Genomic DNA, 5371 nt, shown 5'->3' with positions numbered 1-5371 from the left:
ATATATCACAGAGGAGGATTATACGTCCTCCTCAATAAATATTACGATTTTATTCTGCTTTAATTCTGATTTAAAAATCAGATGGACTGTACTTTTATAAGGGGAGGCATTATACACCTATGAGGTCCTAAAAAAGGATGATTATTGCTGTAATAGAGAGGGAATCTCAGAGGACCCTAATTCTAAAAAACTCATGATTGTTCATCAACGCATCATTTATATAGAATATTTAATATAAATACAGGACAATATAATATCTATAAGATTGTTATTTTTATAAAGAGGTAAAAGATGGTTAAATGGTACAATAGCTTGGGAACAAAGTTAACTGTCAGCTTCATGATTTTGATTATATTTGTGTCAATGGGAACATTTCTGTTTACTGTGCAGGAAGCAAAATCAGCTCTGACTGATCAGATGAAAGAAGAATTGGTCCTGACTGCAAAAGTAATGTCAAGCCAGATTGACGGGGATCTCCTGTACCAAATTAAGGGAAAGGAGGCTACTGAAAATGAAGCGTTTATGCAGATCTATCAAAAGTTAGGCGAATTACAAGGGGATAACGGTGATATAATCGCTTATCTTTACGTTATGAGATTGGATGAGCAAGGAAACGCACGGTTTATTGTGGATGGTGCTTATCTTGGCGATGGTGTAATAGACGTTTACGCTGACCAGCTTTATGAGGATGCACCAGTTGAAGATATCAAGAAAGGATTAGCTGCGCCTCATGTATCAGAAGAGCCATACACTGATGAATGGGGCACTTTTATGACAGGTTATGCTCCAATTTACGATTCTAATGGCAATGTTGCAGGCGTTCTTGGAGTTGATTTTGATATAGCTACTGTCAAACAGAAGCAGGATTTCTTAAGTTCCTTGGTATATTATGTTCTGTTTGGTTCAATACTCGCTGCCACTTCAGTAATTCTCTACTTCTCACTTACGATTATTAAAGACTTGAATAGCATCACCAAGGTTGCAGAAAATATCTCAAATGGTGAACTGGATATAGAACTCCCTGTAATAAAGTCAAAATCAGAGATCTACGAATTGAACGAAGGCATGAAAAGTGTGTTTGCAGCTATAGAATTCCTTTCAGGTGAAGCTGAGAAAAATTCAAAGTAAGGTGGTAAGTGCAATGGGTCAGAAATTAGTTTCATATTTTGATGCAGCAAAAGTAAAAGGAGGGCTTAAGGCGCAGACTAAACTCGCTATGATTACAAAGATGAGTTCGACAGCAGCAACAGCTGCGCCAGATTCGCCTGAGAACATAGCATTATTTGAGAAAGCTATGTCTATGCTTTGACTTTTCTTTTTTCTTTTTTTTGCATTGATCAGATTGATGCTTTTTCAAGCCTTTCATTTTTCTTTCTTTTGTGTTTTTTAATGTATATTCTCCATGTTTGGATTATTTCATTCAGAGCCGCATACCTACTACTGTTGAAAGCGCGTACTATTTGAATAAACCACCTGGCTAAAGATGAATCTCAGAGGATTATTGATGTGTTTCCTTTTTGAGTAGCTACTACTGCATCTTCGAAGCGATCACAATAAAAAATAAGACTGAAGTGGTCTATGGTAGTTTAAATCATATTCATTATATAGGCCTTATATATGAACAATTTATTAGACTATTTTTGGTATTCGATACAATCGACCAACTCACTTATGCAATAAAAACAAACTTATTTATGTACACAATAATATAATGGGATCTACCGAAACGATGAGGAAATTACATGTCAAAAACAGCCAAATCCAATGTTCAATCTAGCTTTCCTGAACAAATCGGTACACAACCCACATGTAATAACTTTGTGAGATCGTCACATGGCGAGCAATCTAAACACATCGAAGAGATAGCACGAAAGGCAACAACTCGTGCAGCAAATGATGCTCTCAAAAATGGCAGAGCTATTACAATCCAACAGGGTAATGCTATTGTCAAGAAATTCCCAGATGGTAGAGTCGAAGTAATAAAAACACTCGAAAATGCATTTGTTGTCCCAAAAAAACGTGTGTATAAACTATGAAGCGGATTCGAATATTTGCGGGTCCAAATGGGTCAGGTAAATCTACTCTGGTCAAACAATTCATTGAAGATGACCCGTGGTTAATAAATAAACAATTACATATTGATCCTGACAAACTTAATATTACAAAGATTATTGATTTTTCAAAGTTTGGAATTCATGCAAGTATTTCAGAATTCAAAGAACATCTTTTAGGTTCAACCCTGTTCCCAATAAGTAAAATTGACATTCAAGATATCAAATTTGAAAACAATTGCCTTATTAATGATTTAAACAACCCGTATTTGGGTTCATTGGCAGCGGATTTCATTCGAGATAAACTAATTGACTTGGATATCAACTTGTTTTCTTTTGAAACAGTATTTTCACATGAATCTAAAATTGAATTCATGAAACGGGCTAAAGAAAAAGAGTGGGAACTATATCTTTATTTTATAAGCACATCAGATAGTACCATTAACCAGGGACGAGTGAAAGAACGTGTTGAAAAGGGACAACATGACGTTCCAGATTACAAAATAACAACTCGGTACATAAAGTCAAACAATTTTTTATATGATGCTGTAAAGCTATGCAGGAGAGCATATATATTTGACAATTCGAATGATGCTGCAGTCTTAGTTGCAGAAAAAGATGTCGATGGAACAATTCAAATCAAAGATGAAAATCAGTTACCACAATGGGTCAATACATATCTGTTCTCAAAACTCAAATAAATTTACGAATGGCTATATTCCGGACAAGCAGGGGTAAGTTACCCAAAGTGCGCTGATCAACCAGGGCCGCGCACCTGTCACCGTTGGAAGCGCGCATTATTTGAATAAAGTACAACAGGCTAAGGATGAATATCGAAGGATTTGGGGTAAATTTTGTTTTTGCATTCGTTGCTACAGCCAATGTCCCTAAATGATCGTGCACTTAAAATAGACAAGCGTAAAATTGAATACTTGATAATTTGGGATTTAGTTAATTTTTGATCTTATAACCTGCACTAAAAAGATCATATAGTTGGTGGATTGCCTTGGTGAAAGATGAGTTGCTTGACATTTTGTTTACCTCAGAAAAAAGAACGAAAGTAATTCTGTTATTGAGGGATGGCCCACAAGAAATGGGTCTTATATTATCTTGTTTGAATACGTCAAGACAGGCATTACTTCCGCAGATGAAAATCTTAAAAAAACAAAAGCTTCTTTATCAAATAGATGATGTTTACGGACTGACAAACATCGGAAAACTCCTTGCTGACAAAATGACGCCTCTTTTGGGCTTGATTGAGACTGTGGATGAACACAGTCATTATCTAAAAAACCATAAGATAGATGGCATTCCGGAACCTTTTCTTGGAAGGCTACATGAAATAAAGGATTTAATTGTTTTTGAACCCAGTCACATCAATTCACATGAATTGAATAAGGATCATTTTGAAAAAGCTATGAAGTCCAAAGCTGTTTACTTTGTATCGACTTATATGCATCCGACATCTCCTTTGATTTTAGAACAATTGGCTAAGAAGGGAACCTATGTGTCATTGATCCTTACTGAAGAGTTTGCTCGGAAAATCGTTAAGGAAAATTATGAGGTATGCAAATATTATCTTGCGTGTGACAATGTTAAAATATATATCTATAAAAATGAGATAATGATCTCTTCACTCACAGTTGTTGATACTGGTTTTCAACTAAGGCTACTTTACAAGGACGGGGAGTTCAGTAACAAACAGGTGTTATGTTACAATCCAGAAGCACATAAATGGGGCAAAGATCTTCATGATTATTACCTAAAAGATGCGGAACTGATCACTGAAATATGATATAGAAGGCGTGACTGAAAGTTTGGCTGACTTTATTCATATCCATACATCTGTGACTGTAGTCAGTGCTCATTCTCTGAATAAAGTGCAGCAGGCTAAGGATGAATATCAAAGGATAATAGGGAAAATTTGCTTTTGATTTTATGTCATCGACAATATAAACCAAATCGATGGATTGATTTAGGGATAAAACACACATTAGAGTGACCAGTTTATTAGATTTATTAGTCTATCTAGGCTGATTTACCAATTTGAATTGTTAATTATCCTGAAATAAAGAAAAATTCATTATTGAATTCATTCGGATAAATCAAGAACATAAGTTCCAAAAGAAAAAAACAGAGGTAAAATCATGAAAGTAATGGCAATAAATGGAAGTCCCAGGAAAAAGTGGAATACTGCAACTCTGCTTGAGAAAGCTCTAGAAGGTGCAGCTTCAGAGGGTGCAGAAACAGAACTAATTCATCTATATGATCTAAATTTTAAAGGGTGTACAAGCTGTTTTGCATGTAAACTAAAAGACGGAATAAGTTATGGTAAATGCTCGATGAAGGACCAGCTGACACATGTGCTGGAGAAGTTAAAAGATGCTGATGCAGTAATACTTGGATCGCCCATCTATCTTGGAAATTCTACGGGCGAGATGAGGTCTTTTATGGAGCGATATATATTTCCATATCTTGTTTATTCTGCGAACCCTGTATCATTGTATCCTAAAAACATCCCAGTAGGTTACATTTATACGATGGGTGCAAAGGAAGAATTTTTAGATGTACTTGGTCTTCGTAAGGTTATTGAATTAAATGAATTATTATCAACTCGAATTTTTGGATATTCAGAATCAATGTACAGTACTGACACCTATCAGTTTGATGACTATTCTAAGTATATTTATACATTTGACTCCGCAGAGAAGGCAAAAAGAAGAGCAGAAGTTTTTCCTCAGGACTGTGCAAAAGCCTTTGATATGGGAGCCAGGTTTGTGCAGAGGCAGAAAGCTCTAGCAGAATGCGAAAAAGTATAATATCTTGCAGAACGGACAGAATAGGTATACATTTCATCATCTTACTGAAAATATATGCCATGGGTGTGTTTGTGCAAAAGCCATCCGCAAATGGCATCTGAACCTTATGACTGAAGAAGGTGTGACTGAAAGTTTAGCTGACTTCATTCAGGGCCGCGCACCAGCAACTGTTGGAAGCGCGCATTATTTGAATAAAGTACAGCAGGCTAAGGATGAATATCGAAGGATTATGGGGAAATTTTGAATTAAATGGCTCATGAGCTAGAAGCTACTAAGTTGCAGAATACTATTGATTAGTATACAAATTTTATTTATAACTAATATATATTATTTATTTCGCTACTAACTACTAAAATTAGTAGCATTACCATTTTATTGAGCCTGTTTCAAAACTTCCCTCACACCTTTTTCCAGCATAGGATGAAACATGCAATATCTAATAGTCCTTTGAAAACCACATTAAGCCTTTCATATCTACTTGCTAATTTTCTAAATCCCATC

General features: G+C 35.5%; 7 protein-coding genes. All 7 read left to right on the top strand.

The window, feature by feature from the left end; all coding sequences use genetic code 11:
- The first annotated feature begins 291 nt into the window (after positions 1–291).
- On the top strand, positions 292–1128 hold the full coding sequence (locus ACC612_RS12720) for a HAMP domain-containing protein (protein ID WP_371854943.1): 837 nt from the start codon (positions 292–294) through the stop codon (positions 1126–1128).
- Positions 1129–1141: 13 nt separating this feature from the next.
- Positions 1142–1309 carry a hypothetical protein gene (locus ACC612_RS12715; RefSeq protein ID WP_371854942.1) on the top strand — a complete coding sequence of 56 codons (168 nt, stop codon included), beginning with the start codon at positions 1142–1144 and terminating at the stop codon, positions 1307–1309.
- Between the two features lie 511 nt (positions 1310–1820).
- Entirely contained in the window at positions 1821–2036 is a 216-nt protein-coding gene (locus ACC612_RS12710; RefSeq protein ID WP_371854941.1) for a hypothetical protein, read from the top strand.
- Positions 2033–2752, top strand: coding sequence for a hypothetical protein (locus ACC612_RS12705; protein ID WP_371854940.1), 720 nt, complete (start codon positions 2033–2035; stop codon positions 2750–2752). The genes ACC612_RS12710 and ACC612_RS12705 overlap by 4 nt, the downstream gene beginning before the upstream one ends.
- 308 nt (positions 2753–3060) lie before the next feature.
- Complete coding sequence (locus ACC612_RS12700; protein WP_371854944.1) at positions 3061–3846, top strand: helix-turn-helix transcriptional regulator; 786 nt, start codon at positions 3061–3063, stop codon at positions 3844–3846.
- 352 nt (positions 3847–4198) lie between these two features.
- A complete protein-coding gene (locus ACC612_RS12695; RefSeq protein ID WP_371854939.1) occupies positions 4199–4870 on the top strand; it encodes a flavodoxin family protein in 672 nt (223 codons plus the stop codon).
- Positions 4871–4874: 4 nt separating this feature from the next.
- Complete coding sequence (locus ACC612_RS12690) at positions 4875–5114, top strand: integrase (protein ID WP_371854938.1); 240 nt, start codon at positions 4875–4877, stop codon at positions 5112–5114.
- Positions 5115–5371: the final 257 nt, after the last annotated feature.

It is taken from the genome of Methanomethylovorans sp., assembly GCF_041447285.1.
Taxonomy (GTDB): Archaea; Halobacteriota; Methanosarcinia; order Methanosarcinales; family Methanosarcinaceae; genus Methanomethylovorans.
The sequence above is the reverse complement of the archived record's forward strand: the minus strand, read 5'-3'. Positions and strand labels throughout refer to the sequence as shown.

Excerpts from the sequence above, each read along its gene's own strand:
- ACC612_RS12705 (WP_371854940.1), top strand. The coding sequence starts at position 2,033 with ATGAAGCGGATTCGAATATTTGCGGGTCCAAATGGGTCAGGTAAATCT.
- ACC612_RS12720 (WP_371854943.1), top strand. The coding sequence starts at position 292 with ATGGTTAAATGGTACAATAGCTTGGGAACAAAGTTAACTGTCAGCTTC.
- ACC612_RS12715 (WP_371854942.1), top strand. The coding sequence starts at position 1,142 with ATGGGTCAGAAATTAGTTTCATATTTTGATGCAGCAAAAGTAAAAGGA.
- ACC612_RS12695 (WP_371854939.1), top strand. The coding sequence starts at position 4,199 with ATGAAAGTAATGGCAATAAATGGAAGTCCCAGGAAAAAGTGGAATACT.